2 protein-coding genes and 1 pseudogene are annotated in these 1792 nt (G+C 75.2%); 1 reads left to right on the top strand and 2 read right to left on the bottom strand.

What is annotated here, in order from left to right; genetic code table 11:
- Positions 1 to 430 precede the first annotated feature (430 nt).
- Complete coding sequence (locus C1I97_RS36515; RefSeq protein WP_111007191.1) at positions 431 to 1192, top strand: hypothetical protein; 762 nt, start codon at positions 431 to 433, stop codon at positions 1190 to 1192.
- A gap of 14 nt (positions 1193 to 1206) precedes the next feature.
- Here C1I97_RS36515 and C1I97_RS36510 read toward each other — a convergent pair.
- Together C1I97_RS36510 and C1I97_RS36505 are read right to left on the bottom strand one after the other, a co-directional pair.
- Positions 1207 to 1395: pseudogene (locus tag C1I97_RS36510) on the bottom strand (ribosomal protein L7/L12); the annotation flags it as partial.
- 96 nt (positions 1396 to 1491) lie between these two features.
- A partial coding sequence (locus C1I97_RS36505) for an ANTAR domain-containing protein (RefSeq protein ID WP_146608425.1) occupies positions 1492 to 1792 on the bottom strand: 301 nt, incomplete at its 5' end.

Raw genomic sequence — 1792 nt, 5'->3', positions numbered from 1 at the left:
TCTTGAAGGAGCAGGGGAACCCCGTCCCGATCCGCCGCAGCGGCTCCTCCACGGGCACGGTGCCCGGGCGGCGCCCGTCCCGCAGCCGTACGGCGGCCAGGCCGCCCCCGGCCTCCCGATCCCCGGCCACCGCCCGGTACGGCACGAGCCGCGCCGCCCTGAAACGCCGAAGCCCCGGGGCACTCGCCCCGCGGTACTCACCCCGGGGCTTGTTCGCTCAGCTCGGCCGTCAGCGCGCCGGGACACTGTCCGGCGTCGTCGTCATGGGGGACGGCAGGGCACGCCGCATGGGCGGGACGCCAACAGCGGGGTGCGCGTCCGCGCGAACGGTTTTCCCGCCGCCGCTCACCCGGACGGACCGGCGCGCTGGTGGGCGGGGCGGCCGGGTGGTGCGGTGGGAGAGCACCCCTCGCCCCTGTGGAGGCCCCGCATGCTCCGTCCACCGGCCCGTGTCCTGCCCGTCTCGGTCCTGGCGGCGCTCGCCCTGCTGACCGCGGCGGCCTGCACCTCCGGGCGGTCCGGCCGGGCCGTCGAGACCGTCACCTCCCCGTCGGCGGCACGCCCGGCCGCCCCGGCCTCCGTTCCTCCGTCCGCCGCGCTCACCCAGGAGCAGGCGCAGGAGGCGCTGCTCACCGAGGCCGACCTGGATCCGGTGTGGGCGCCGACCCAGGAGGTGGCGACCTGGCGGGACGGCGTGCTCAAGGCGCGGACCGAGGTGCCCGACTGCCAGCGCCTGCTGGACGCCCTCTACGCCGACGAACCGCTCGGCGCCCCCTCCGGGGCGCGCGCGGTCGCCGCCTTCGACGACGGCGACGACGAGGCCCAGCTGCGCTACCAGGTGCTCGCGGTCCGCGCGCCGGACGCGGACCGCGCCCTGGCCTGGCTCGGCTCCCTGCCGCAGACCTGCCCCGGCTTCACGGCGACGACCACCCGGTCCGGCGTCCAGGACGTACGCGTCACGGGCCTCGCCCTCCCGGACGTCGGCGACGCCCGCCAGGGCCTGCGCGTGACGTTCACCGGCGACTCGGCCACCCTCACCCTCGACGTGGCCGCCGTACGCATCGGCGACGACGCCATCACCCTCACCACCGGTGCCCTCGGCACCCCGCCGGAGAACACCGTCACCGAGTCCCTCCCCCTGGGCACGGACCGCCTCACAGCGGTCCACCACCAGGAACGGGTCCAGGCCTGAGGGGGCGGCGAGGGTCAGGTGGTAAGACGGTCGACGGCCTCCTCGGCCTCCTTCAGGCCGGTGCCCGTGGCCTCCCGGTAGACCTTGATCGCCTCGATCCTCCGGCCGGCACGGGCGAGGGCGGCAGCCTCGTCCAGGCGGGGGTCCTCCTCACGCAGGCCCAAGTGGTCGAGGATCAGGTTCAGTTTGCGTTCGACTGCGGCTCCTCCCCGAGCTCTTGACGAGCGGGGGACCCCCCTCGTGGGCGCGGCCGGCCCCCACCGGCCCGCAGGTTCATCACCGTGCTCCCGGCGGAGCGCTCAGTCGCGGTCGAACCTCTTCCGGTGCGTGATCACCTCGTGTGCCACGTCGAGTGCCGTACGGCCCTGGGCGAAGGCGGAGGCGCGCAGCCGCGCCAGGGCCTCCTCGGCGTCGGTCCCGAGCTGGGCCATGATCATGCCGACGGCCTGGTAGACCTCGTCCTGGTCCGTGGTGAGACCGCTCAGCCAGGTTTTCCCTCCCGCCCTGCGCGCCCTCCGGCGGGAGATCTTGGCCGAAGCTGGCTGGGCACCCGACGGCGGTCTTCTGTGGAACTCCCTCCAAGCGTCGTGGTCCCTGTTG

It is taken from the genome of Streptomyces sp. NTH33 (genome assembly GCF_003236365.1).
Lineage (GTDB): Bacteria > Actinomycetota > Actinomycetes > Streptomycetales > Streptomycetaceae > Streptomyces.
Note: the sequence above shows the minus strand (reverse complement) of the source record. Positions and strands in the feature narration are given on the sequence as shown.

Excerpts from the sequence above, each read along its gene's own strand:
- C1I97_RS36515 (WP_111007191.1), top strand. The coding sequence starts at position 431 with ATGCTCCGTCCACCGGCCCGTGTCCTGCCCGTCTCGGTCCTGGCGGCG.